This is a genomic window from Acinetobacter sp. CIP 102129, from assembly GCF_000368305.1.
Classification (GTDB): domain Bacteria; phylum Pseudomonadota; class Gammaproteobacteria; order Pseudomonadales; family Moraxellaceae; genus Acinetobacter; species Acinetobacter parvus.
In genome coordinates, this window is sequence record NZ_KB849340.1 from 350037 (window position 1) to 375322 (window position 25286).

The 25286-nt window shown below is 44.2% G+C and carries 20 protein-coding genes and 1 pseudogene; 11 read left to right on the forward strand and 10 right to left on the reverse strand.

Annotated features, from left to right (window positions below):
- Positions 1–31: 31 nt before the first annotated feature.
- Positions 32–1855 (reverse strand): acyl-CoA dehydrogenase C-terminal domain-containing protein, encoded by a 1824-nt coding sequence (locus F973_RS05820; RefSeq protein WP_004760603.1) that lies wholly within the window; start codon positions 1853–1855, stop codon positions 32–34.
- Between the two features lie 239 nt (positions 1856–2094).
- On the opposite strand from F973_RS05820, the gene F973_RS05825 reads away from it, so the two are divergent.
- Positions 2095–4401: a hypothetical protein gene (locus F973_RS05825; RefSeq protein ID WP_004760604.1), complete on the forward strand. Its 2307-nt coding sequence runs from the start codon at positions 2095–2097 to the stop codon at positions 4399–4401.
- A gap of 64 nt (positions 4402–4465) precedes the next feature.
- Here F973_RS05825 and aroE read toward each other — a convergent pair whose 3' ends face one another.
- The 5 genes from aroE to ribA form a co-directional block, all read right to left on the reverse strand.
- Positions 4466–5254, reverse strand: a complete 789-nt coding sequence (gene aroE, locus F973_RS05830; RefSeq protein ID WP_004760605.1) for a shikimate dehydrogenase — start codon at positions 5252–5254, stop codon at positions 4466–4468.
- A gap of 63 nt (positions 5255–5317) precedes the next feature.
- Positions 5318–5731: a PIN domain-containing protein gene (locus F973_RS05835; RefSeq protein ID WP_004760606.1), complete on the reverse strand. Its 414-nt coding sequence runs from the start codon at positions 5729–5731 to the stop codon at positions 5318–5320.
- Complete coding sequence (locus tag F973_RS05840; protein ID WP_004760608.1) at positions 5728–5979, reverse strand: DUF6364 family protein; 252 nt, start codon at positions 5977–5979, stop codon at positions 5728–5730. Before F973_RS05840 ends, F973_RS05835 begins: the two co-directional genes overlap by 4 nt.
- A 107-nt stretch (positions 5980–6086) precedes the next feature.
- Positions 6087–7028, reverse strand: coding sequence for an oxygen-dependent coproporphyrinogen oxidase (hemF, locus tag F973_RS05845; RefSeq protein ID WP_004760610.1), 942 nt, complete (start codon positions 7026–7028; stop codon positions 6087–6089).
- Positions 7029–7161: 133 nt separating this feature from the next.
- A complete protein-coding gene (gene ribA / locus F973_RS05850; RefSeq protein WP_004760611.1) occupies positions 7162–7764 on the reverse strand; it encodes a GTP cyclohydrolase II in 603 nt (200 codons plus the stop codon).
- 304 nt (positions 7765–8068) lie between these two features.
- Between ribA and dxs the strand changes: the two genes are divergently transcribed.
- The 8 genes from dxs to F973_RS05890 all read left to right on the forward strand — a co-directional run bounded on the left by dxs (position 8069) and on the right by F973_RS05890 (position 17162).
- Positions 8069–9964 (forward strand): 1-deoxy-D-xylulose-5-phosphate synthase, encoded by a 1896-nt coding sequence (dxs, locus tag F973_RS05855; RefSeq protein WP_004760614.1) that lies wholly within the window; start codon positions 8069–8071, stop codon positions 9962–9964.
- A 122-nt stretch (positions 9965–10086) separates the two neighbouring features.
- A complete protein-coding gene (locus F973_RS05860) occupies positions 10087–10917 on the forward strand; it encodes an inositol monophosphatase family protein (protein ID WP_004760615.1) in 831 nt (276 codons plus the stop codon).
- A 453-nt stretch (positions 10918–11370) separates the two neighbouring features.
- Positions 11371–13260 carry a DEAD/DEAH box helicase gene (locus F973_RS05865; protein WP_004760617.1) on the forward strand — a complete coding sequence of 630 codons (1890 nt, stop codon included), beginning with the start codon at positions 11371–11373 and terminating at the stop codon, positions 13258–13260.
- 678 nt (positions 13261–13938) lie between these two features.
- Entirely contained in the window at positions 13939–14757 is an 819-nt protein-coding gene (locus F973_RS05870) for an ABC transporter ATP-binding protein (RefSeq protein WP_004760619.1), read from the forward strand.
- On the forward strand, positions 14754–15533 hold the full coding sequence (mlaE, locus tag F973_RS05875; protein WP_004678635.1) for a lipid asymmetry maintenance ABC transporter permease subunit MlaE: 780 nt from the start codon (positions 14754–14756) through the stop codon (positions 15531–15533). The genes F973_RS05870 and mlaE overlap by 4 nt, the downstream gene beginning before the upstream one ends.
- Entirely contained in the window at positions 15533–16210 is a 678-nt protein-coding gene (locus F973_RS05880) for an outer membrane lipid asymmetry maintenance protein MlaD (protein WP_004760621.1), read from the forward strand. The genes mlaE and F973_RS05880 overlap by 1 nt, the downstream gene beginning before the upstream one ends.
- Before the next feature lie 20 nt (positions 16211–16230).
- Complete coding sequence (locus tag F973_RS05885; RefSeq protein ID WP_004760622.1) at positions 16231–16863, forward strand: MlaC/ttg2D family ABC transporter substrate-binding protein; 633 nt, start codon at positions 16231–16233, stop codon at positions 16861–16863.
- A gap of 11 nt (positions 16864–16874) precedes the next feature.
- Positions 16875–17162 (forward strand): STAS domain-containing protein, encoded by a 288-nt coding sequence (locus tag F973_RS05890; protein ID WP_004760625.1) that lies wholly within the window; start codon positions 16875–16877, stop codon positions 17160–17162.
- A gap of 45 nt (positions 17163–17207) precedes the next feature.
- On the opposite strand, the gene F973_RS05895 is transcribed toward F973_RS05890, so the two are convergent.
- The 3 genes from F973_RS05895 to recG form a co-directional block, all read right to left on the reverse strand.
- A complete protein-coding gene (locus F973_RS05895) occupies positions 17208–18221 on the reverse strand; it encodes a CorA family divalent cation transporter (RefSeq protein WP_004760626.1) in 1014 nt (337 codons plus the stop codon).
- Positions 18222–18438: 217 nt separating this feature from the next.
- Positions 18439–19122: a ComF family protein gene (locus F973_RS05900; protein ID WP_212749542.1), complete on the reverse strand. Its 684-nt coding sequence runs from the start codon at positions 19120–19122 to the stop codon at positions 18439–18441.
- Positions 19115–21160: an ATP-dependent DNA helicase RecG gene (gene recG, locus F973_RS05905; RefSeq protein ID WP_004760630.1), complete on the reverse strand. Its 2046-nt coding sequence runs from the start codon at positions 21158–21160 to the stop codon at positions 19115–19117. The genes F973_RS05900 and recG overlap by 8 nt, the downstream gene beginning before the upstream one ends.
- Positions 21161–21178: 18 nt before the next feature.
- On the opposite strand from recG, the gene F973_RS05910 reads away from it, so the two are divergent.
- Positions 21179–21997: an NAD(P)H-binding protein gene (locus F973_RS05910; RefSeq protein WP_004760632.1), complete on the forward strand. Its 819-nt coding sequence runs from the start codon at positions 21179–21181 to the stop codon at positions 21995–21997.
- A gap of 122 nt (positions 21998–22119) precedes the next feature.
- Positions 22120–22466 (forward strand): annotated as a pseudogene (locus tag F973_RS05915) (hypothetical protein).
- Positions 22467–22554: 88 nt separating this feature from the next.
- Here the strand turns inward: F973_RS05915 and plsB are convergent.
- Complete coding sequence (gene plsB / locus F973_RS05920) at positions 22555–25110, reverse strand: glycerol-3-phosphate 1-O-acyltransferase PlsB (RefSeq protein ID WP_004683289.1); 2556 nt, start codon at positions 25108–25110, stop codon at positions 22555–22557.
- Between the last annotated feature and the right edge of the window lie 176 nt (positions 25111–25286).

Consider the following 25286-nt stretch of genomic DNA (forward strand, 5'->3'; position numbering starts at 1 on the left):
CGCATCAAGCGCTCTTTTTTGTCAGTCCCGATTAGTAATCAAAGCTGAAGTGTTCTGGTGCAAGTGAAGTCAAGGTACGTGAAGTCGAAACCATTGATTCTGCATGACCTTGCGCACGTGGCAACAAACGGTCAAAGTAGAATTCAGCAACCTTGATTTTTGCTTTATAGAATTCAGGAGTTTCAGCACCGTTGCCTGCTTCCAGTTTTTCAGAAGCAACCACTGCCTGTTGAGCCCAGAAATAAGCCATCATCACATAACCAGAGAACATCAAGAAATCATTAGAAGCAGAAGATACGATGTCACGGTCTTTACGAGCTGCAAGCATGATGCGAACAGTTAATGTGTTCCATTGAGCGCAAAGCTTGGTTAAGTCCCAAGCGAAACGACGTAAATGCTTGTTACGCGCATGCGTAGCACAGAATTTCAAGATTTCAGCAGTATAGTCACGAACGACTTTACCTTTTGAACTTAAAAGAACTTTACGACCTAATAAGTCAAGTGCTTGGACACCCGTTGTACCTTCATATAATGTTGAGATACGTGCATCACGTGCGATTTGTTCCATACCCCATTCTTTGATGAAACCATGACCACCATATACTTGGATCCCATGGTTTGCAGCTTCCAAACCTAGTTCAGTCAAGAAACCTTTAAGAATCGGGGTATAGAAACCTAGTTTGTCATCAGCAGCTTCATAAGCAGCTTGGTCGCCATTTACAAGAGCATCAGTCATTTTGTCTGCAAGTTTTGCAGCGTGATAAATCATTGCACGACCGCCTTCAGCTACTGCTTTTTGAGTTAAAAGCATGCGGCGAACATCTGCGTGGTGAATAATTGCATCAGCTACACGCTCAGGCTCTTTCTTACCAGAAAGGGCACGCATAGACATACGATCTTTCGCATAAGGTAACGCACCTTGGAAAGAAAGTTCAGCATGTGCAATACCTTGAATCGCTGTACCAATACGAGCAGTGTTCATGAACGTAAACATCGCATGTAAACCTTTGTTTACTTCACCGATGAGGTAACCTGTTGCATTGTCAAAGTTCAATACCGCAGTTGCTGAAGCACGGATACCCATTTTGTGTTCGATCGAACCACAAGAAACGGTATTGCGCTCACCTACACCGCCGTCAGCAGTCGGGATGAATTTCGGTACGATGAATAAAGAAATACCACGAGTACCTGCAGGTGCATCTGGAAGACGCGCAAGTACGATATGAATGATATTGTCTGTTAAATCGTGTTCACCTGCAGAGATGAAGATTTTAGTACCAGAGATTTTATAAGTACCATCAGCAGCAGCTTCTGCCTTGGTTTTCACCTGCCCCAAGTCTGTACCACATTGAGGTTCAGTTAAGCACATTGTGCCAGACCAAGTACCTTCAACCAGTTTAGGCATATAGGTATTTTTTTGCTCATCAGTACCGAATTGCATGATGGTGTTCATACAACCTGTACTTAAACCTGGGTACATGGTGAATGACCAGTTTGCAGTACCCATCATTTCAGACTTGACGAGGTTTAAAGACATTGGCAGGCCTTGACCACCAAACTCTTCAGGGTAGGAAAGACCTTGCCAGCCACCCATGACGAATTGGTCGTATGCTTCTTTGAAGCCTTTAGGAGTAGTTACTTCGCCGTTGTTAAAAGTACAACCTTCTTCATCGCCAGACTGATTGATTGGAGAAAGTACGTTTTCGCAGTAATCTGCCGCACCTTCAAGAATCATATCAACGGTTTCAGCATCAGCATTTTGACCGCTTGCCAAAGTTTGGTAGTGTGCAGGATAATCAAACACTTCATTCATTAAGAAGCGAACATCACGGAGCGGGGCTTTATAAGCTGGCATAATCTTAATCCTGTATTTGAATCGTTGTGGATTATCTGTATCAGTACTTTGATTATTCACAATGGTGATAAAAATACATTGATAAACACTATGGAAAAGACTGTCAGAAAAGCGAATTGATCAGATGAGAGAGGCGTGCAAAAGTCATCTTCCCACTGGTGTTTGAAACTCATTTTAAATATGAAAATGATTAAATTTACAGTTGTAAATATAATGATATAAGGGTGTTTGGTAAAACTATGCGTTTAAAATATTTAACTTTATGTGTATTGGGGTTTAGTCTTTCTGCATGTTCCCAGCATGTCATTAAAACCAATTCTGCTACTGCAAACCTTGAACAGAAAGCCATTAACAGCATCAATGCGATGTATGAATATCCCAGCTATGACTACCGTGGAAAATTTAATGTCCATGTTGATCTGGACCAAAATAAAAGCGTAGGCAAAGATGACAAGGCCGTTCTGGATGCCAATGTAAAGCAAAAGGTCGATCAATATCTGCGCGAACAGAAAGTCAACCTGAACACTGCACAGAAGCAGGCTTTATATGAAACCCTTGCCCAACAGCCAAAACAGTTTGGCGGCAGCAAGGCGGACAAGTTTACCCGTGTCATGGCCAATGTTCTGAATGACATGCAATTTGAATATGATGGTTCAGTGCATTATCGCCAGAAAATGGGATCATTCAACCTTACCGCGCGTTATGAAAAACCGACTTTGCTGGTACAGGCGAAAGTGCCTATGGTGCTTGACCTGAATGATTATAAATTCTATATCAACTACTTCGCCCTGATGCCCTATCTGGTGAATAAGGAAAACCAGAACAATCTGGCCTATCTGGATTTTTCAAAATACCAGCATTGGTTCAAGCAGGTGGATATCAAGAAATTTGCTGAGTATGTCAAGGCGTCTAGTGCGGTGTATTACCGTCTGGCAAATCCAAATGACATACAGGCGCTTGCAGTTTCTTCAAATGACCATGCCGCAGGGGTTATGGAAAAGATTCGCCTTAAAACTTCGGTTGAGGAGCTCATTCTTCAGGCAAACCTGTATAACAAGGTCAATGAAAAATATCTGGTACAGCAGGTCCTGAATTTCAAGGAAAAGAGTTTAGAGAAACTGGTTGCAGATGAGGCGGATGCCGCGGTTCAGTCACAGGCTAAATCAGCGGATTCCTCTGTGCTGGTTTCAAAAAACTCGGCCGATGATGCCAGTGTGGTCAGTCAACAGCTTTATCGTCTGGTCAATCAACATCTGGGTGTTGATGATGCAGATGAGTCCTATGGTTCTGCTTCTGAAGATGCGGCGCAGGCCGCTGGACAGGCACAAGACACAGTGGATTCACTGGAGAACACCGATGAGGCTGCTGCAGATGAGCAGGGATTGACTGCTGAACAGTGTCTGGCACTGCAAAATACCACTAAAACCACTTATGGTGATGTGCAGTATTGCCAAACTGTTTACGACGTGGACATATTTGGTCAGGAAACCACGCCACGTCTGGGAGCTTATCTGGAAAAACTGCAAGCCTTGGAAAAGATATTTGCAGCGTATGACCAAAACCAGTTTATTGATGATCAGGCATTTAAGGCACTCTGGATCAAGCATCAGGCAGACATAGATGCAGCCTTGCCACCTGTGAGTCAACGCAACCCATTTGTGATGGATGTGGGACTGGATGTAAAGGGACGTGCAATTAAGCTGGATTATGACCTAAATTATGCCTTACCAGAATTTAAGTCACGCTTTAACCTAAAAGCGGATATGCAGATTTCAAACTACGGCAAGGCCACCCCGATTGATCAGGCACAGTTGAAACGTGCAAAAACATGGGCGGAAGCAAGCAAGGGTTCCATGCTGGAACAAGCGATTGGCAGCTTCTCGGAAAAACTAGGCCAGTCTGGCATTCAGGAGCGCGCTGCACAGCCTTATACTTTGTCTCTGGATGATCAACTGAAAGTCATTGCGGAACAGCGTTATGATGTAACCCATTCCTATGAACAAACCTATAAAGCAGTATTTATTGCCAAGTTGATTGAAAGCCAGCCACAGGTTGTGCAGCGTTATTCCACTCAGGAGTTGCAGGAAATTGCCAGTGTCTATGCCTACTGGTACTCAGATGAGGAAGTGTATAACCCAGAGGGCAAGGCACTGAAAGCGATTGAGGGTTTACAAGGCAAGCACCACCTTGAACAGGAAGACCAGTTTGATGACAAGCTGGGTCGGGCGGTGGACCGTATTGTGAACGATGCCATGCGTGGTGATCAGGATCGTCAGGCCCTGAAAAAGTTAAAGGCACAATATAAACAGCCACAGCAGATTTTTGCCAAACAGTATCAAATCCAGTTTGAACGTGAAAATGGCACATATCCTGAGGAAAAAAACGTTCTGGAACAAACAGCCAATATTCTGGGACAGGTTTATGTGGATGCACGCAAAAACCAGCTGTCTGAGAAGTCAATCAAGAACTTAAAGGCTGAGCATAATGAGTTTATTGATTATGAAGTCTTTAAGGATGTTTATCAGAAAATGCTGAGCAGCAAATAATTTAATCCCCAAAAAAAGAACCTGCGCAATAGGCAGGTTCTTTTTGCCGAATTTTACTGAACACTTATAAAAAATCTTTAAGTTCAGGTTTTACTCCATTCCAGATTGAAAAGGCCTCAATTGCCTGTCCAACCAGCATACCAAAGCCATCGGTGGATGGAACCTGACGTGCCTGAGCCTGATCCAGAAAACTGGAGGATTTGCCATACGCCATTTCATAGGCATGATGGAAAAGTAGGGTTTCTGGCAGTTGTAACGTATCACCTGTTAAGCTGGCTGACGTTGCATTAATCACAACATCAAACTCACCAGAAAGTTGATCCAGCCCTATCGCCTGTAATTTTGCCCGTGGTACAGCCTCTTTTAAATCTTCAACCAGTTGTTGTGCACGGGCTAAAGTACGGTTGGCAATGACAATCTGTTTTGCACCTGCCTGCATCAGTGGATAGATCACACCACGGGTCGCACCGCCAGCCCCTAAAATCAGAATGCGACTGTTGGCAAGATTCCAGCCCAAAGCCTGAATGGCTGCAACTAAACCCTGACCATCGGTATTATCGCCAAAAAGTTTGCCATCCTGCATCCATAAGGTATTCACGGCTTTGGCAATTCTGGCGCGTTCGGTCAGTTGATCACATAAGGCAAATGCCTGTTCTTTAAAGGGAACAGTCACATTCATTCCAGCACCGCCTTGCTCAAAAAAATCCTTTGCCGTATTTTCAAAGCCATCCAGCGGTGCAAGAATTTTTTTATAATTTAAATCAACACCTGTTTTGGCTGCAAAAGCATGATGTAATTCTGGTGAGCGGGATTGTTCAATTGGATTTCCAATTACAGCAAATTGTTTGGTCATGATAAATGTTTAGATGAGATAGCTATTGAACGAGTGTATAAATATGTGGATGTTGCTGCAAGATTATTGCATATGATGAATTAAAAACTGCTCTGCGGTCATTACAGGAATGGACGCAAGTTTAAAATCATTAAGATTTCGGGTAATAATCATTTCACATTGTGCCTGTTTTGCTGCCTGATATAAGACCGCATCTTCAAAGTCACTAAAATTGGATAGAACAGCTTGTTCAATCACTATTTGATTCACTGCTGCAATTTGAAAGAGTTGTAAAATGAGTTTTAGGTAATGTTGAGCTGCATTTTTATCCAATGATTTTGCCAAAAGATAAAATACTGTAGTAATTGTTGTTGCAGATAAATATCCCTCTATCTCCTGTTGTTCAACTTTGCTCATCAGTTGGCTAGCCGATGTATAAAAAGGTTCACGCTTTAATAGGACATCCAAAACAATATTGGTATCAAATAGTACTTTCATTGATATTTTTTCTCTAAAGCATCGTAATATTCTGTTTTTACATCTGTTACATCATGCTCTTTCAAAATTCCACTGAGTTGTTGAGTAATGCTAGGCAGTGGTGAATGTTCAACTTGCTGTTGTATTTTTTGAAGTTGTAAAAAATATTCTGCGACTAACTGAGAAACAGAAGTGTGATGAAGTTTGGCATACTGCTTGGCATGTTTTATCAATTCATCATTGAGTCTTAAAGTCAACTTTGTATTCATTATTTGCCCTATTGACGTACTTATTTTTAATAATTGTACGTCATTTTGGTTGAAATGCAAATTATGCTACAAAAAAATCCCCGACTTTATGTCAGGGATGATCTATTTTACTTTTGCAAACCCAACCAGTCTCTTGGTTTTAAATAATAATCAGTGAGACGTTTTTCAGGTGAGTTTTCATCCCATTCAGGACGATACGACCAGCCTGCAAGATTAGGTAAACTGACCAAGATCGATTCAATTCGTCCACCTGTTTGTAAACCAAACAAGGTGCCACGATCATAAACCAGATTGTATTCAACATAACGACCACGACGATACAACTGGAACTCGCGCTGAGCTTCGGTATATGGCTGCTCACGATGCTTTTCAAAAATTGGCAGGATTGCTGCTAAATAACCATTACCAACAGCCTGCATATATTGAAAACAGGTTTCAAAATCCCATTGATTGAGATCATCAAAGAACAAACCACCCACGCCACGCTGTTCATCACGGTGTTTTAAATAGAAATAATCATCACACCATTGTTTATGCTCGGCATAAACATTTTCACCAAATGGCTGACATAAGTCATAGGCAGTTTGATGCCAGTCTAAAATATCCTGATCATCTGGATAGAACGGGGTTAAGTCAAAACCACCGCCAAACCACCACACTGGGTCCTGTCCCTCAGGTTCAGCCACAAATAAACGGACATTGGCATGGGAGGTTGGAATATTTGGATTTTTTGGATGAATGACCAGCGACACACCCAAAGCCTGAGCCTTTGCGCCCGCAATCTGCGGATGGCGTTCAGTTGCGGAAGCAGGCAGCTTGCTGATATTGATGTGGGAAAACATGACCCCACCTTTTTCAATCACTTCACCATTTTGCAGAACACGGGAACGACCACCACCGCCTTCGGTTCGTTGCCAATCATCAATGATAAACTCAGCGGTTCCACCGCCTGCACGTTCCTGTTGTTCTAATCCTGCACAAATCCGTGCCTGTAGGTCGAGTAAAAACTCACGAACACGGTGAATATCAGCTGAAGTTGGATGCTGCATGATGATCCTCTTAAAGTGATCTAGGAATTGCTTATATCAAAACATAAAATCCATAGAAAAAGTAAGGGATTTTTGCCTTTTACCATAAAAATCGCTTAATTGCCTTATTTTTAAACATTTTGCAAAAAATGAATCAGAAGTCATCTTTTTTATATAGGTGATCCATGCGTTCACTTTTAGTTTTTAAATAATGTTCATTGAATGGATTACGGCCCACTGTAAGTGGAACACGCTCCACTACATTAATGCCAAGATCAGTCAATGCCTTTAATTTTAAAGGATTGTTGGTGATCAACTTCACTTCTTTGACTTGCAGATGATCCAGCATAATGCTGCACATATCGTAACGGCGGGCATCGGCAGGCAAATTTAACAACAGGTTGGCATCGACTGTATCATGCCCCTGATCCTGTAGGGCATAGGCACGAATTTTATTGGTCAAGCCAATCCCACGACCTTCCTGACGCAAATATAAAATCACACCCTGACCCGCTTCATTGATCATTCGTTGTGTGGCTTGTAACTGAGGTCCACAGTCGCACTTCAATGAGGCAAAGGCATCACCAGTCAAACATTCAGAATGGATACGCACGAGTACGGGCTGATTTGGTGCAGTTTCTAGTCCTTTGGAAAGCGCCACATGCTCTTCGCCCGTTGCTGGGTCTTGAAACACGGAAATATTGAAGTCACCAAAAGCGGTTGGTAGCCTTGATGTTGCAACAAATTCAATTGGCACAGAACGCTCACTATGATAATAAAAACAGTCAAAGTATAGCTGAATGTGTGAAGATTGCGTGAATTGGAATTTCTGATTTTTCACATAAGTTTTTCTTTTTCATACAAAGCACACAATAATGGTTGATAAACAGTGACATAATTCAGGATAATCTGCCAGCCAGTCCCTAAGACTGGCATGAGAATGTTTAGCACGACATCATTCGCCCATGTGGCTGATTGAAGGTAGATCATATTTAATTGTATGATTGCCCCCATTTAACCCAGCTTCGGATTTGCCAGGCTTAAAAAGGCTTCGCCACATTATGTTGTATACCGAAATTCCAACTCAACGTCCTGTTACGCCATTGTTAGATCGAATTGATCATCCACAACAATTACGTCAGCTCGAACAAGGCCTGCTCCCACAAGTGGCGGATGAGTTGCGTCAATATATTCTGTATGCGGCGGGACAAAGCGGTGGTCACTTTGGCGCAAATTTAGGTGTGATTGAACTGACAGTTGCGTTGCATTATTGTTTTAATACACCTCAGGACCGTCTGGTTTGGGATGTGGGTCATCAGGCTTATCCACACAAGGTGTTGACAGGTCGCCGTGACAGAATTACCACGATCCGTGCCAAAGATGGTTTGGCTGCATTTCCTGCCCGTGAAGAATCCGAGTTTGATACTTTTGGGGTAGGCCATTCATCAACAGCAATTTCTGCTGGTCTTGGTATGGCGTTGGCACGTCGCTACCAAAAAGACCCATGCGATGTGGTTGCCATTGTCGGTGATGGTGCAATGACCGCAGGTATGGCCTTTGAAGCCATGAATGATGCGGTTGCCCATGATGCCGACCTGATTGTGGTGCTGAATGACAATGATATGTCGATCTCCTGCAGTACAGGCGGCTTTGCCAAGCATTTGGCAGCGATTTGGGAAACAGGTCAGTTCATCAATGTCAATGAACAGGGTGAAGCCTATGTTCAGCCACATCCGAAGTGGACTTATAACTCACGGTTACACCAGTCGGCAACAGATGCAGCAGATAACTTATTTAAAGCGATTGGTTTTGATTATTTTGGGCCATTTGATGGGCATGATGTTGAACAACTCACACAAGTTTTTCATGCGCTTAAAAAACGTAAAGGCCCTCGTTTAGTGCATATTTATACCAAAAAGGGTAAAGGATTTTCGCCTGCTGAAGCAGACCCGATTACCTATCATGCGATTACTAAAATTGCACCTACAATATCTGCTCCTGCAAAAAAATCACCGCCTAAATACTCAGACGTGTTTGGACAATGGTTATGTGATGAAGCAGCGCAAGATGATCGTTTACTCGCAATCACCCCAGCCATGTGTGAAGGTTCAGGCATGGTGCAATTCGCACAGCAATATCCTGAACGCTTCTTTGATGTGGCGATTGCTGAACAACATGCAGTGACTTTAGCCGCGGGTATGGCGTGTGAAGGTTTAAAACCTGTTGTAGCAATCTATTCGACCTTTTTACAGCGTGGCTATGACCAGTTGATCCATGATGTTGCGTTACAGAATCTGGATGTCACTTTTGGAATTGATCGTGCTGGTTTAGTCGGTGAAGATGGTCCGACCCATGCAGGTGCATATGATTATGCCTATATGCGTACTGTACCTAACATGGTGATCATGGCGCCAAAAGACGAAAATGAATGTCGTCAAATGCTACACACTGCATATCATTATAAAGGTCCAACAGCAGTTCGTTACCCACGTGGTGTCGGTACAGGTGTAGAAATTCAACAACAAATGACTGCTTTAGAAATTGGTAAAGCTGAAATCGTTGCAGAATTTAATTTGGATGCAGATCAGCAGATTGGTATTTTGGCTTTCGGTAGTCGAGTGGCAGCTTCAGTCGAAGCAGCGCAACAATTTGCGAATAAACATGCAATTGGTGTGCGTGTGGTAAATATGCGTTTTGTGAAGCCACTGGATGAACAAATGATACGCAAACTTGCTGAACGAACTCAGCTTTTCGTAACTGTTGAAGAACATGCCGTGATGGCAGGTGCGGGAAGTGCAGTAAATGAATTCCTCGCACAAGCAAAAATCGTAAAGCCAATCCTTAATTTGGGTTTGCCAGATGAGTTTTTACATCAAGCTACACATCAACAAATGCTTGCCGATTGTGGTTTGGATGCGCATGGAATTTTAGCTTCAATTGAACGTGCTTGGTTTTAGATAAAAAACAGAAATAATTTTTCGTAAACATTTTTTACCTAAAAGCCCTTATATTTGATAGAATATAGGGGCTTTTATGCATTATTCTTTGTCAAAATCTTCAAATTTGTAGTGGGTGTTCAATGGAACCTATGGTGGTTATGGCTGCGCGTGCGGCTCAAACAGTTGGTCAAGAGCTTTTAAAGGCACATCAAAATCGTCATAAACTCGATTTACAAGTTGAAGAAAAAGGCATTGATGGTCCAGTAACGCGTGTTGACCGTTATATCGAACAACTTACAATTGATACGCTTCGTAAAAGTTATAAAAACCATAGCTTCCTTGGTGAAGAGTTTGGCATGCAAGAAGGTAAAGGTCACGATGCAGATTGGTGCTGGGTGATTGATCCTTTAGATGGTACTCAAAACTTTATCAACGGTTTTCCTCATTTCTCTATTTCTATCGCTGTACAACATAAAGGCGTAACTCAGCACGGTGTGATCTACGATCCAGTGCGTGATGAATTATTCTCTGCAAGCCGTGGCCGTGGTGCAGTCATGAACCAGCGCCGTATTCGTGTCAATCTAAAAGATTCCTTGGAAAATACTTTCCTTGCGGTTGGGCATCCTTACCGCGCAAAGCGTAATGGTGAAATCGTTTCTTATGCAGAACAGCATTTCGCTTCTTTGTTGGCTGTAACTAAATCAGGCGCGCAAATCCGTCGTGATGGCTCTGCTGCTTTAGATTTAGCTTATGTCGCTGCAGGTCGTTTTGATGGTTTCTTTGAGCTTGGTTTAAAACCGTGGGATATTGCCGCGGGTGAGTTGATTGTAAAGGAAGCGGGCGGTGCAGTCGTTGATGCACGTGGTGGTAATGATTCATTTGACAATGGTCAGGTGATTGCCTGTTCACTCAAGATGTTAAAACCGTTGATGCAGGCGGTTGTTCCAGCTTGGGGCGAAGCTGCAAAATAATTTATAGATTACTAAAAAGACCCTCAATATTTGAGGGTTTTTTATGAGGACTTGAGAATAATTAAAGAGCTATCTTGGTCATGATTTCTTTAGTAATCGCTCAGATACAAATAATAAAGGTGATTCAATAGAAAAACCTATTAAAAAAGGTGACTTTTAAAATTATTCTGCTATAATCCGCCCACGCACTTAAATTCCAGTTCATTACCTGAACATTCAGTTCTATTCATATTATGCGCTCGCTGTCCATAGAGAGGACCACATCTTGCGCCCAAATCGCTTAGCGATTCTTCAGGTTGAGGCAGTAATCAAGCGTGCGTTTAGTCCACATCGTCGTTATTCGGATTGCCACTGAATTGTATTTATATTCAGCTTGAGTCGCTTTGCCGCTTGTTGCCGATGTCTATTTTTTGTATTTATTAAAATGGAGCACCCATTAGGGTGAAACTCTCTATGAGCAAAACTTTTGCCGAATTTTCTTTACACGAAACCTTACAACAAGCGCTTGAAGGTTTAGGTTTTACCACACCAACTCCTGTGCAAGAACAAGCGATTCCAGCTGCTTTAGCAGGTAAAGATTTATTAGTTTCAAGCCAGACTGGTTCTGGTAAAACAGCTGCATTCTTACTCCCTACATTGAATGCTTTAGCTGGCGAAGAAGCTTTTGTTTCTTTTAAAGACCGTATGAAAGCCGTAACACAACCCACTATTTTGGTTATTTCTCCTACACGTGAATTGGCTCAACAAGTTAGCCAAGATGCGATTGCATTTGTACGTCACATGAAAGGTGTTCGTATTGCTGCAATTATGGGTGGTATGCCTTTTGGTAAGCAAATTCAACAGCTTAAAGGCGCTCAGGTTGTTGTCGCGACTCCAGGTCGTTTACTTGACCTTGTAAACCGTCGTCAAATTAAACTTGATAAAGTTGAATCATTAATTGTTGATGAAGCTGACCGTATGCTTGATCTAGGTTTCTCTGAAGACTTAGAAGCAATTGGTGAATTAGCTGCAAACCGTAAACAAACATTGATGTTCTCTGCAACATTTGCAGATCGTATTATTCGTCTTGCTGAGCGCATGATGAATGATCCACAACGTATTGCAATCGAAACTGGTCACAGCACCAATACTGATGTAACGCAAACATTACATTGGACTGATGGTTTCGAACACAAGAAAAAATTACTTACGCATTGGTTATCTGACGAATCAGTAGATCAAGCTGTTGTATTCGCAAGCACGCAAGAAGATACAGATATGCTTGCTGAAGAATTAGCTGAAGCGGGTCACTCGGTTGTTGCGCTACATGGTGCAATGCCTCAAACCGTTCGTAACCGTCGTTTACGTAGTATTCGTGAAGGCCGTGCAAAAATCCTGGTGGCGACTGACGTTGCAGCGCGTGGTTTAGACGTACCAACAATTTCACACGTAATCAACTTCGGTTTACCGATGAAAAATGAAGACTATGTACACCGTATTGGTCGTACAGGTCGTGCGGGTCGTACAGGTCAAGCTGTTACTTTGGCAACTTACCGTGAGCGTGGCAAAATCCGTGCTTTAGAAGATTATTTAGATGCACGTTTAAATGTATCTGAAATCGAAGGTTTAGAGCCATCTCCACCTCCTGCACGTTCAGGTCGTGATGGTGGTGGTGGCCGTGGTCGCGGTGGTAATGGCGGTGGCCGTGATGGTGGCGGTCGTGGTCGTGGTGGTTTCGGTGGTGGTCGCCGTTTTGAAGGTGAAGGTAACTTCAAGCGCCGTGAAGGCGGTGATGATCGTCCACGCCGTAGCTTTGATGATAAACCTCGTGGTGAGCGTCCAGCGTTTGGTGCTGAAGAGCGTCCACGCCGCGAGTTTAATTCTGATCGCCCACGCCGTGAAGGCGGTTTTGAAGACCGTCCAAAGCGTAGCTTTGGTGGTGAAGAGCGTCCACGCCGCGAGTTCAATTCTGACCGTCCACGCCGTGAGGGTGGTTTTAACGATAAACCACGTTTTGACGCGAATGATGACAACCGTGGCAACCGCGTAGACTATAAACCACGCCGTGAGGGTGGTTTTAGCGACCGTCCAAAACGTGATTTTGGTGATCGTCCACAACGTGAGGGTGGTTTCGGCGACCGTCCAAAGCGCGATTTTGGTGATCGTCCACAACGCGAGGGTGGTTTCAGTGACCGTCCAAAACGTAGTTTCGGTGGTGAAGATCGCCCAAAACGTAGTTTCGGTGGTGAAGACCGTCCAAAGCGTAGTTTCGGTGGTGAAGACCGTCCAAAGCGTGATTTTGGTGATCGTCCAGCACGTGAAGGTGGCTTCGGTGGTGACCGTCGTCGCAAAAATGACTTTTAATCGATAGAAACCGATGAAAAGAAGAAGCCAGTTGTAAAACTGGCTTTTTTGTTTGGGATTAGTCAGGTAAATTTGTTAAAATGTGTGCTAATTCAAATTTTGCATAAGAAATAAAAAAGGCTTAATCAAAACAAAAGTCTTTTGAGTCAAATGTGGTTTTTCATATGAAATGATGGACTGCCATGCCTTTTTGATGCTGTGTAATGGCCTGTTTTTCGCCTATGCACTTTTTGGTGCCAATCACGCCGATTCCGTAGATGTCAATTCCAGCCAAACCACCAGTCAGGTCGTCTCAAAAAATAACTATATAAATTAGGGTCTGTTGACATTTCACAGATGCTTGCGACAGAGGATATTTTTTAGACGATACAAGGCATGGCTTATGAAATTTAGCTATTCTAAATGAATAAGGCATAACGCTGTAGCGGCAAAAAATGTCCCTGTCCCGCAGGGTTATGGCTAAAACTTCCCTAAACCGCGTTATGAAACTTGACAAGGGGGTCGCCATTGCCTACGTTTCATGCCTTGTTTATGTCGTTTTAGCCGATAACGCAAGACATGGCTGAAATGTCAACAGACCCTAACAATCTTCATACGTCGCTCATCAAAATAAAAACAACGATTTAGTCTTTCAGTGTATAGTATGCGTGCATAAAAAGTGCAGGAATGAATGCCATTATGAATAACAAATCTCCTCTCGATAGCGAAGCCCTAATTGAACTTAAAAACCTGAGCTTTAATCGAGGAGAACGCGTCATTTATGACGATATCAGCCTTAAAATTCGGCGTGGTCAAATTACTGCCATTATGGGACCGTCAGGTACAGGTAAAACCACTTTATTGCGTTTGATTGGTGGACAACTGAGTCCCGATCAGGGTGAAGTTCTACTGGATGGTAAAAATATTGCATCCATGTCACGCAATGAGTTGTTTGCTGCGCGTGCCCGTATGGGTATGTTATTCCAGAGTGGTGCGCTGTTTACCGATATGTCAGTGTATGAAAATGTGGCATTCCCGATTCGTGCACATACCAGATTGCCAGAACACCTCATCGCAGAACTGGTGGCATTAAAACTTGAATCCGTCGGTTTACGTGGGGCTGAGCAGTTGATGCCAACTGAGCTTTCGGGTGGTATGAACCGCCGTGTAGCTTTGGCACGTGCTATTGCGCTTGATCCTGAACTGATCATGTATGACGAACCCTTTGCAGGACAGGACCCGATAGTGATGGGGGTGCTTACCCGTTTAATCCGTTCCCTGCGTGAAGCGTTGGATTTAACGACCATTGTTGTCTCACATGATGTCTCAGAGACACTGTCGATTGCTGACTATATTTATGTGGTGGCGGAAGGTAAAATTCAGGGTGAAGGTTCACCTGAACAATTAAAAAATCACGCATCACCATTTGTGCGCCAGTTTTTAACAGGTTCGGTTGAGGGACCTGTCGAATATCAATTTACTCACCAAGCATATTTAGATAACGAGGTTCGTCCATGAATGCGATTGCCTGGCTAGGTAGACTCGTTATTGAGCGAATAAAGGGAATTGGTGCTGCGGCACTGATGCTGCTGCAAGTTTTATTTTCCATGCCATCTAAAGGTGGCTTTCAGCGTTTTGTGTACCAGATGTATCGTGTTGGGGTGATGTCCCTGCTGATTATCGCAGTTTCAGGCTTGTTTATTGGTGCTGTTCTTGGCTTGCAGATGTATAGCATTCTGGTCACCTTTGGCAGTGAGGCGATGCTGGGTACAGCAATCTCACTGACACTATTACGTGAACTGGCATCTGTGGTGGCTGCCTTGCTGTTCGCAGGCCGTGCAGGTTCAGCATTGACCGCTGAAATTGGTTCCATGAAGCAGAGTGAACAGCTTGCCAGTATGGAAATGATCGGGGTTGATCCACTTCGTCAAATTGTTTCCCCACGTTTATGGGCAGGGATTGTCAGTCTGCCAATGCTCACCGTGATTTTTGCAACCATTGGCATTATTGGCGGCAAGATGGTGGGGGTTGATTTCTTGGGCGCTGATGAAGGTTCATTCTGGAGTGGTATGCAAAGCAGCGTGCAGTTCTGGCATGACATTTTCAATGGCACCATTATTAAAAGTATTGTATTTGCCCTGATTTGTACATGGGTAGCGGTCTATCAGGGCTATGCCTGTGACCCGACACCTGAAGGTATCGCGACTGCAATGACCAGAACGGTCGTATATTCTTCACTTTGTGTATTAGGTTTTGATTTCGTGTTGACTGCGGTCATGTTCGGAGGGATTTAATGAAATCACGTACTAGTGAGCTGGCCGTAGGTATTTTTGTCATTATCTTCGGTATTGCTCTATTTTTTCTTGCGATGAAGGTCAGTGGCTTGGTTGGTACCAATTTACGTGACAGCTACAGCATGACAGCGCAGTTTGATAATGTGAATGGTTTAAAACCACGTGCCAAGGTAACCATGAGTGGTGTCACCATTGGCCGTGTAGAATCCATTACCCTTGATCCAGTGTCACGTCTGGCAACAGTCAAGTTTGACCTTGATGGTAACTTGACCAGCTTTAGTCCAGAGCAACTCAAGGAAGTGCAAAAGAACGCACTTGAAGAGTTGCGCTACAGTGCTGATTATGAGCAGGCCGATGCTGCGAAACAAAAAGAAATGGAACAGCAACTCATCCGCAACATGACCTCCATCACCAGCCTGGATGAGGATGCTTATATTATGGTTGCAACCAATGGTCTTCTGGGTGAGAAATATTTGAAAGTGGTGCCAGGTGGTGGTGTGAGCTACCTTAAACGTGGTGATGTGGTTTCAAATACCCAGGGTACAATGGATTTAGAAGATTTAATTAGCAAATTTATTACAGGTGGTGCTGGTAAAGCCACAACTGGCTCAACCGCAACAGAGGGTTCAACTTCGCAGCCAGCCGCTGCTGAAGCAGAACCATCTTTCGCTGAGTAATTTAGGTTAGGAGATTGTCCGTGAACACATTATTGAAACAAACGCTAACAGCAAGCGTATTATCGGCTATGCTTGCAACCACAGCATTTGCAGCACCAACAGAAACTCCACCTGATTTTGTCAAGCGTGTCGCTGATGGGCTGATTACCCGTTTAAAGGCAGATAATGCGAAATTACAGAATAACCCAGCTTTGGTAAGAACGATTATTCGTCAAAATCTCGACCCCTATGTAGACTCACAGGCGTTTACACGTATTGTGTTGGGTACTTATGCCAATAACCAATATACCAATGCTGCACAGCGCGCCCAGTTTGAGAAAAACTTCCGTGAAGTGATCATCGAAAACTATGGTGGTGCTTTTGCGAAATACACCAACGAAAGCTATACCATGCGCCCTTATAAAGCGTCAAACAGTAAAAACCCTGTGGTAACTTTAGACTTCCTGCACAATGGTGAAAAGATTCCTGTGTCGTTCCAGTTAACGGACAAGGGCGATCAGTGGAAAGTACGTAATATCAATGTATCTGGCATTGACCTTGGTTTACAGTTCCGTAACCAATTTGCGGCAACGGTTCAGCGTAATGGTGGTGATATCAATAAAGCGATTGCAACCTTTAAACCAGATGCAAATGCTGCCGTAAGCAAAAAATAAGGTGGTGACGGGTGATTGAGTATATTGACCAGCAGTTAGTCGTTTGCAAGACGATTAACTTTGAAAATGCGGAACAGGTTTATCAGGCTGGATTAAAGCATATTCAACAGCACAAGGCTTTCCCCTTGGTTGTTGATTTGGCTCAGCTTGAAAATGGTAATACCTTGTCTTTGGCGGTGTTGGTACAATGGTTGCGCCAAACACCTGAGAACAAGGGGCTGCATTTTAAAAATGTTTCTGAGAAGATGCTGAAAATCATCCAGGCCAGCCATTTACAAGATGACTTGAAGCTAATTTGATCAAAATCTTGTCGAAATAAAAAAGCACCATCAGGTGCTTTTTTATTAAATCCATTTTTTCCAGCGGAAATACACCATCGGCAACACCAAAAATGCCATTAAAATGCCACTGACAATCCAAAAGCTGAGGTTGCCATGGGCAAAGGGCAGTACATCCGTGTTCATGCCATAAATACTGGCGATCAGCATCGGAGGGGCAAGCATGCTTGGCAAGATCGAGAATCGACGAATCGTGTCGTTCTGTTCTGTGTTAATGAATCCAGAGGTGGTATCGAGCAAGAATCGTACTTTCTGGAACAGGAACGCATCATGTTCCACCAGCGAGCGAACATCCTCACTTAACTCGCGAATATCGGCATCATAAATATGGCTGCCTAAAGCGCGTGGACGAGACAAAAAGGTCAGTACCCGACGTAGGTCAATCAAACACAGCTGGGCTTTTCCGAGCATGTCTTCCTGCTGTGCCAGACGCGTAATCATGTCATCCAGATCCAGCACCTTTTCACGGTGATGGTTATTCAACACTTCGGTTGAGTATCTTTCCAGATCCTTGTGGATATCTTCGAGGATATCGGCAAGTTCATCCAGCTTTGCCTCAAGCAGGCCCAATAAAATCCAGGTTGGATCTTTATAGTCCATGTCATAATCATTGCGCCGCGCACGCGCACGGAACGCACGGAACGCCACCAGCTTTTCACCGCGCAGGGTAAACAGGCGGTCTTTATGCAGAATGAACGCAACTGTTTGCACCATTGCCAGCATGTGGGATGATTCTTCCGCATCCCCATCCACCTGATAGTTTTTATTCTTTGTTAAAAAATAGGTGCTGATATGTAAAATACCATCGTCATCACGGTAAAATCGCGCCGATGAGGAAATGTCTTCAAGTGACTTTAAGGTGGGCAGGTTACGGTCATAGGCATCCAGCACCCATTGTTGTTCTTCCTGCGAGGGGGCGATGAGGTCAATCCACACCAGTTCAGGGTGCATATCAAAGCTGCCGTTGATGGTTGCATCTTCTAGACTACCGCGCTCTGTGGCATAAAAGGCTTCAAGCATGTCTTTTTTCCTCGCGCAGCCAATGTTAGATTTTCAGCATTGTACCGAAAACCAGCGTGTATTTTAGACAAGGATGAAACGAAAAACACTTGCCTAAACGTTATTTTGTTAAAAATCTTGTTACATAGTCTACTTTAGCAGCATGACAGTTATATAAAACGGTTTTAATTGTATGAATTCTATTTGGATGATCAGTCCACAATATTGGCACCACTGACTAAAGAGGTGGTGATTCCATGGTGTCAGCAAAACCTTGTAAGCTAGACTCACGATGTTGTGCGGCCGCCAAACACACACTATAGATTTGTTGGCAGCCGATTTGTTCCAATGCCTGTGACAAGGCGGTAATGGAACTTCCCGTGGTCACCACATCATCCACAATCAGCACTTTTCGATAGCGGATTTTTCCTGATGGATTGCTAATAAATTGCTGCTCAATGTCTTCCAGCCTCTCCAGACGCGAAAAGCCTTTTTGCGAGTGTTGTGCCAGACGTTGTACAGGCTGCCAGACAGGAATATTCAGGTTATGTGCCAGTGCTTTGGCCAGTAACAGGGTTTGGTTAAAACCGCGCTCTACCAAACGATCTGTGGAAATTGGCATTGGCACAATGGCCTGAACTCTGGGAAGCTTGAGCTGTAGCAACAGGCCATTCAATAAACGTTGATGATGCAGTTTTTGTTCATATTTAAACTGTTGAATAATGCGGTCAATCGGATATTGATAATGACAGGCAACAAATACCTGTTGCTGGTTACGGGTAATGTGCTGTTTCAACCACGGCAGTTGTTGCCAGCAATTGTGACAAACACCAAAATGCTGTTTGATCCCAATGTCACACAGGCTACATGGCGTGCAATAATCAAAAACCTGTTGGGCGGATGTGCCAAGTAATTTAAACATAAGCGTATCTTGGTGCTTGAGGCAACCAGCGTTTGAGCAGGCCGTCAGCATGTTGTGGATAATCCTTGAGGATTTGTGCCGCCACATAATGTGCCTGGCTGAGTAAATGGTCATCACGTTCCAGACGCGCCACGCGAAAGCCCATATCCCCTGTCTGTTTGGTGCCCAGCAACTCACCTGGACCGCGAATTTCAAGATCCTTTTCAGCAATCACAAAGCCGTCATTGCTTTCCCGTAAAATGGAAAGGCGTTCTTGTCCATTCTGTGACAATGGAGTTTTATAGAGCAGGGCGCAGAAACTTGCGGTTGCGCCCCGACCCACCCGCCCACGGAGCTGATGCAGTTGCGACAGCCCCAGCCGTTCTGCATTTTCAATCACCATGATGGATGCATTGGGTACATCCACGCCGACCTCAATCACCGTGGTGGCAATCAGTAATTGTAATTGATTGTCCTTAAAGGCCTGCATAACCGACTGTTTTTCATCTGCTTTCATTTTACCATGCACCAGCCCAATGTTGATGTCTGAAAAACGCTCTTTAATTTCCTGATAGGTGGCCTCGGCCGCCTGTGCATCCAGCGTTTCAGACTGTTCAACCAGCGTACAGACCCAATAGGCCTGCTTGCCCTCCCGACAATTGCTTGCGATGCGTTGCAGAACCTGCTCGCGCCGATCCAGTGGAATAGTCACTGTTTGAATGGGGGTACGTCCTGGTGGCAGTTCATCAATGATGGAGGTGTCCAGATCACCATAGGCACTCATCGCCAGCGTGCGAGGAATGGGGGTTGCGGTCATCACCAGCTGATGCGGCGTGAACTGGTCTGCACCTTTGTTGCGTAGAGCAAGCCGTTGATCAACCCCAAAACGGTGCTGTTCATCAATAATCACTAAACCGAGTCTGGAAAACTCGACATTGTCCTGAAACAGTGCATGGGTGCCCACAATCAGCTGCGCATGACCTTGCTTGATCTGTTGTTCGGCCTGAGCACGTGCCTTACCTTTCTGTTTGCCTGACAGCCATGCCACCTCAATGCCCAACGGTTCAAACCAGCGTTTAAAGTTTAAGTAGTGCTGCTCGGCAAGAATCTCCGTCGGTGCCATCAAGGCCACCTGCCAGTCCGCTTCCAGCGCATGACAGGCAGCGACTGCAGCAACTAGGGTTTTACCTGCCCCGACATCACCCTGTACCAGACGCAACATTGGCTGATCCTGTTTGAGGTCGTGCAATATTTCTTTGGAAACCCGTTTCTGAGCGTTGGTCATCTGGAATGGCAGACCATCCAGTAAGTGCTTTGCCAAAACCTTGCTGCTGTTAAAACGCGGGGCGGCAATCTGGCGGATATAGGCACGGCGCGTCAACAAACTGACCTGATGGGCAACCAGCTCCTCAAAAATCAGGCGTTGCTGTGCAGGATGAGAACCCTGATTGAGCTGCAACATATTGGCATCGGTTGGCGGCTCATGGATGTAATGCAGAGCCTCTTTCAACTCATAGCCGTTACTGTATTTTTTAGGCAGTAGTTCAGCCAGCTCATCACTATGGTACTGTAAAGCCTGACGTACATATTCCCGTAGTTTGGGCTGGGTTAGGCCCTCGGTACTTGGGTAGATTGCGGTAAGCTGGGTTTTGGGTAAGGCAGTATGTTGCTGGATCACCTGAATTTCAGGGTGATACAGCTCCAGACCACGTGCACCGACCCGAACCTCGCCAAAAATCCGCAGGCGTTGCCCAATCTTGATACGGTCGGTCAGGCCCTTGTAAATATGATAAAAACGTAAAGTGACCTTGCCAGAATCATCCTGTAGCAATGCTGCAAGCGACTTCTTTTTGCCAGGTGGAAAATCAACAGACCTGACTTCACCCTCAAGCAGGTAACTGCGCCCAACCACCAACTGATTCATTGGAATAATGGTGCTACGATCTTCATAGTCACGAGGAAGATGAAATAACAAATCATCCGTGCTAAAAATATGAAGCTTTTCGAGCAGGGTTGCTGCGGCGGCACCAACACCTTGTAATTGCTGGACTGAGGTCATCTTTGGTCAGGGATATGTATGCATATTTTATTTATTGGTTATGGTAAAACATCTCAACGTGTTGCTAAACACTTATTTGAGCAGGGTCACCACATTAGCACAATTAGTCGCAGTGCAAAAACAGATTGTTACGCGACACATGCGATACAGGATATTCACCAGCTCGACCTGACCGCATTTGCTCCGATTGATGTGGTCTATGTGTTGCTTGCTCCGTCACAAGGGGGAATCGAGGCCTACCAGCACACCTACGTGGACAGTGTTAAACCGATTATGCAGGCATTAGCAGCTCATCCTGTTCAGCGCATCATCATTGTTTCTTCGACACGAGTCTATGGTGAAAATGCAGGGGAGAGGATTGATGATGAGTCATTGATCCAGCCTGCCGATGAGCAGGGCAAGCTGTTACGGAAAATGGAGTTGTTGTGGCAGATGCATTATCCACAGCAGAGCATCATCGTTCGTCCAACAGGGATTTATGGAACATCAGTGGCCCGTCTGCAACGAATGGCTGAGCAAACATCAACCTACCCAGCCATTCATTTGAGTAACCGTATCCATATTGATGATTTGGCAAGGTTTTTGGCTCAACTTATGGATGTGGAGAATGCACAGCCCAGCTATATCGTCACCAATAACATGCCTTTACCCATGCATGAAATCCTGCTCTGGTTCCAGCAACAGCTTGATTTGCCTGCGTTGAGGTTGCTCTCTGAACAGCAGACAGGGAAACGCATTTATGCCACCAGACTGATGGAAATGGATTTTAAATTTGACCATTTGATTTGCTTTAATGACTATGCGGCGGCCTTGTCGGCACATGGCAATCCAGAATAATTCGATCAAACTGCAAGTGTTGTGATGCGGAATATGGCCTTTATTACCATTGGATGTCAGTGTATCTTCAAGATGGCTTGAATGATGCACAGAGTTTGCAGCAAAGTGGGCAAAGGTCAGCGATGAAAAAAATAATATATACAGTGCTTCTCGGATGGATTGCGACAAACAGTTGGGCGAGTGAACAGGTCTGCTGTGTATTTGACCCTGTGGGGACTCAGGGCGATATTAGCCGCAGGTTTCAGGATATTCGCCTGTATGCACAGCAAAGTCGGGTCCAGTTGAAATTTAAAACCTTTCAAATCAGCAAGGTTTCCCCGTTAAACAACAAGAGAATCGGGATTCTTGAAAACAATCCGCCACAACAGGCATTGGTGCAGAGGGCTATGAGGCATTGGTAGCAAAAATCCGTAACCGCTATGTCGATTCAGGTTACTACGATGCCTATTTTATTGACCTGATCAGATGACTACGTTGTCTGGATGATCCGCAATATCTGGAGTGTCGGAAATAAAAATACCTCAAAGCGAAGTTGCTTTGAGGTATTAATTGCAATATTAAGCTTTTTTACGTTTCAAGCGGCGTTTGGCCTGTTGCGAAGCCATTGCCTCCAGCGCTGTCGCCAGTTCCTCATCACTGAATGTGGTGATGTGCTGCAACATCTGCAAGGTCGCTTCGTCAAGCACCAACTGGGCACCTGCTGCCATTTCACTAAAGTTGTCATCATATTCAATCAAGCCCTGTTCATTGTTGCGAATATAATTCTGCTGCGTCAGCACTTTAATAAAGCTTTGGAACAGTGCCTTGTCAAAGAACTCTGGTGAGTTGAACTCGTACAGTACAGACAAACGTTGACCCAATAAATGGCTCAGCTCCTCAACCTGTTTGGTGGAGATATTGCCAGAACCACGCTGGGTAATCAGCGCAAGCGTCATGTAGTAACGTTCCAGGCTCTGTTTCACAGGCAATCCCAAGGTCACAAGTTTCTGGTGTTCTTCGCTATTTGGTGTTGGGCTGAACAGGTTGCCATCATGGTCCTGAAAGATCAGGCCAATCTGTACCAGCGCATTGATGTAGCTATCAATATGCTGTTGCAGTTCAGCTGGCTGCCATTTCATGAACAGTTCAGCTTTCAGGAATGGATACAGGGTACGGATGACGTTGCTTAAATCGGTCTTGTTAATTTTACCGTTGTGCTCAACCAGTGACGCAACCAGTGATGGTAGTACGAAAGCATGCAGGATATTGTTGCGGAAATAGGTGAGCAAGACCGCCTGATTGTCCTCAATTGCAATAATATCGCCCAACACATGCTGTACGCGCTTGATCAGTTTGAGCTTCATGCCATAGGCAATGATTTCCTTGCCCGATAATGAGGTGACTTGAGTGCGCTCATCATAAGGTTGCTGGGTGGCCAGATCACGGTAAATGTCGAGCTGTTTTGCACAAATCTCCTCATCCAGCGTATGTTTTGGCGTTGCCAACAAGATCAGCGAAAGCAGGGAAACAGGGTTGATCACCACCGCACGGTTGATGTTTTCCAGAATCAGGTTGGCTGAGCTTGACACCACACTGGAAATTTCTGCTGGAATTGGCGCATCATTTTTTTCGATCTGAATTTTATCTGCATTATGCTGCTTTAAAATATCATCAAGGAAAACAGGTTCACCAAAATTGACGTGTACCTTGCCAAAAATTCTTTCAATTTTACGTAAAGTTTTGACGATGCCAAAAATTGATTCTGCTTCTTTTGGCTTACCCTGCATCTCACCGACATAAGTTGAACCTTCCATCAGGCGTTCGTAGCCGATATATGTTGGAACAAAAACAATTGGCTTGGCGCGACCGCGTAAATGACCATGAATGGTCATTGCAAGCATGCCTGTCTTCGGTGGTAGCAAGCGACCGGTACGTGAACGACCACCTTCAATGAAGTACTCGATAGGCGTATTGCGTGATAGAATGCTGTATAAATATTCTTTGAGTACAGATGTATATAGTGCATTTCCGCGGAAAGATCGGCGTATGAAAAATGCACCACCTCCACGTAATAACTGACCTACAAAAGGTAGGTTTAGGTTATCACCCGCAGCAATATATGGAATCATCAAGCCACGTTTATAAATCACATAGGACAATAATAAATAGTCAATATGGCTACGGTGGCATGGTGTGTAAATAATTTCATAATCTTTCGCAAGTTCGCGAACCGTACTGAAATTATGAACTTCAACGCCGTCATACAGTTGTGTCCATAATCGTGTTAAAGCCATATCTGCGAAGCGTACTGCTGACGCTGAATAATCAGAAACGATTTCATTGACATAGCCAATTGCGCGGCGTTCTGCCTCAAGCATGCTGATTTTATGCTGAATGCTTTCACGACGGATGGCATCCTGTACATCGGGTGCCTTAATGATAGACTGCATCACGTTGCGGCGGTCTGACAAGTCAGGCCCAAGTACGACTTCGCGTTGCTGGTCTAGGTAGCGATCTAGTGAACTTGCGATATACGTGGCAGGAGAGATGTTTGGATGATGTCTCTTGGCATAATCTACCAGTTCACGCAAGGATTGCGGTGCATGGAACTCTAAATAAGACTCACGACCATGTAGACCAATATTGACCAGTTGTTTGACTGTCCCAGGCGTTGCCCAAGTATCGGAGAACAACAGTTTAAACCATGAATCCTCTTTATCTGGTGAACGTCCCCAAAGTACTGTAACGGGAACTAATTGAACATCTACTTCTTGATTTTGTTCTAATGCTTCGATCAACTGTAGAAGGCGTGGGGGATATGTTTGAGTATTAAAAAAGTTATTTTCATTTTGATGTAAAAATAGAATCGAGTTTTTTTCATGATAAGTTCCAAAACTCATGGCATCTAAAGCTGGCTTTAGATGAAGGCGACGCGTTTCACCATCAACTACCAAAGCATTACTACGTGAATAATTTTGTAGTACATAGCAAATCACTTTATTTGAATCTGGTGTGCTTTGCTCAGTTGTTGTTGATTCTGTAGGAACTTCACCAAGAACATGTGGGGTGACCACAAGGTCAAGTAACTTACTCGAAAGTTGGCGATACATTTGACCAAATCCAGTCTTGGACATTACAGACTCCTAAATCATAATCCTGACAGTAAGCCATGATGAGCACGACATTCTGCGTTATTCTGACATAAAACGATATGTTATTTTCTGACAAAATATAGCGTATTTGGTAGATTTTATCGTTAAAAATCGTATTTTTAGCGGTTATAAATAAGAATAACGTGACGGACAAATCA

Excerpts from the sequence above, each read along its gene's own strand:
- F973_RS05900 (WP_212749542.1), bottom strand. The coding sequence starts at position 19,122 with ATGTTTAAATTACTTGGCACATCCGCCCAACAGGTTTTTGATTATTGC.
- hemF (WP_004760610.1), bottom strand. The coding sequence starts at position 7,028 with ATGCAGCATCCAACTTCAGCTGATATTCACCGTGTTCGTGAGTTTTTA.
- F973_RS05840 (WP_004760608.1), bottom strand. The coding sequence starts at position 5,979 with ATGAATACAAAGTTGACTTTAAGACTCAATGATGAATTGATAAAACAT.
- F973_RS05880 (WP_004760621.1), top strand. The coding sequence starts at position 15,533 with ATGAAATCACGTACTAGTGAGCTGGCCGTAGGTATTTTTGTCATTATC.
- F973_RS05820 (WP_004760603.1), bottom strand. The coding sequence starts at position 1,855 with ATGCCAGCTTATAAAGCCCCGCTCCGTGATGTTCGCTTCTTAATGAAT.
- F973_RS05825 (WP_004760604.1), top strand. The coding sequence starts at position 2,095 with ATGCGTTTAAAATATTTAACTTTATGTGTATTGGGGTTTAGTCTTTCT.
- F973_RS05835 (WP_004760606.1), bottom strand. The coding sequence starts at position 5,731 with ATGAAAGTACTATTTGATACCAATATTGTTTTGGATGTCCTATTAAAG.
- F973_RS05910 (WP_004760632.1), top strand. The coding sequence starts at position 21,179 with ATGCATATTTTATTTATTGGTTATGGTAAAACATCTCAACGTGTTGCT.
- aroE (WP_004760605.1), bottom strand. The coding sequence starts at position 5,254 with ATGACCAAACAATTTGCTGTAATTGGAAATCCAATTGAACAATCCCGC.
- F973_RS05895 (WP_004760626.1), bottom strand. The coding sequence starts at position 18,221 with ATGCTTGAAGCCTTTTATGCCACAGAGCGCGGTAGTCTAGAAGATGCA.
- F973_RS05860 (WP_004760615.1), top strand. The coding sequence starts at position 10,087 with ATGGAACCTATGGTGGTTATGGCTGCGCGTGCGGCTCAAACAGTTGGT.
- dxs (WP_004760614.1), top strand. The coding sequence starts at position 8,069 with ATGTTGTATACCGAAATTCCAACTCAACGTCCTGTTACGCCATTGTTA.
- plsB (WP_004683289.1), bottom strand. The coding sequence starts at position 25,110 with ATGTCCAAGACTGGATTTGGTCAAATGTATCGCCAACTTTCGAGTAAG.
- F973_RS05865 (WP_004760617.1), top strand. The coding sequence starts at position 11,371 with ATGAGCAAAACTTTTGCCGAATTTTCTTTACACGAAACCTTACAACAA.
- recG (WP_004760630.1), bottom strand. The coding sequence starts at position 21,160 with ATGACCTCAGTCCAGCAATTACAAGGTGTTGGTGCCGCCGCAGCAACC.
- F973_RS05870 (WP_004760619.1), top strand. The coding sequence starts at position 13,939 with ATGAATAACAAATCTCCTCTCGATAGCGAAGCCCTAATTGAACTTAAA.
- mlaE (WP_004678635.1), top strand. The coding sequence starts at position 14,754 with ATGAATGCGATTGCCTGGCTAGGTAGACTCGTTATTGAGCGAATAAAG.